At 47.0% G+C, this 619-nt stretch carries 1 protein-coding gene; it reads left to right on the top strand.

Translation table 11 applies throughout. The features are described from left to right. The coding region (locus E1963_RS23715) for a hypothetical protein (RefSeq protein WP_201272101.1) at positions 1 to 619 on the top strand (619 nt) is incomplete at both ends.

Genomic DNA, 619 nt, shown 5'->3' with positions numbered 1-619 from the left:
GACAACACAAAGGAGGAAGGAGAAAAGAGGGAAGGGAGAGGGAGAAGAGGGAAAGAGGAAAAAGAGGAAGGGAAAAGGAGAAGGAAAGAGAGGAGGGAGGAAGAAAGGAAGCAGAGGCCAGCAAAAAAGGATGGAAGGGGAGGGGAGGAAGAGAGAAGAAGAGAGGGAAAGGAAAGGAAAGAAGAGAGAAAGAAGAGAAGGGAGGGGAGGGAGAGGAAAGGGGGAAGGAAAAGAAAAAAAAGAAGGGGGAAGGGAGGAAGAAAGGAGGGAGGAGGGGGAAAAGGGAAAAGGGAAAGAAGGAAGGGGAAGAAGGGAAGGAGAAGGGAAAGGTGCTGTCCAAAGAGGAAAGAAAAGAAGGAGAAAAAAAGAAAGGAGGGAAGAAAAGGAGAAAACACAAAAGGGAACTAATCGGGGCAGAAAAACTCGTTCCGAGTATATTCCGAAGAAAAAAGAAACAAGGGGGAGGGAGGAAAGGAAGAAGGGAAAAGAGGGAAAAAAGAAGAAAAAAGAAAAGGAAGGGGGAAAAAAAAAGGAGAGGGGGGGAGGAAAAGGGGAGAAAAAAGGCAGGACAGAGAGAGAAGAAAGAACGTAAAAGAGACGAGGAGGGAGGAAAGAAGGG

It is taken from the genome of Extibacter muris (assembly GCF_004345005.1).
In the GTDB taxonomy this organism is placed as follows: Bacteria; Bacillota; Clostridia; order Lachnospirales; family Lachnospiraceae; genus Extibacter; species Extibacter muris.
This window is presented reverse-complemented; position numbering and strand designations above follow the sequence as displayed.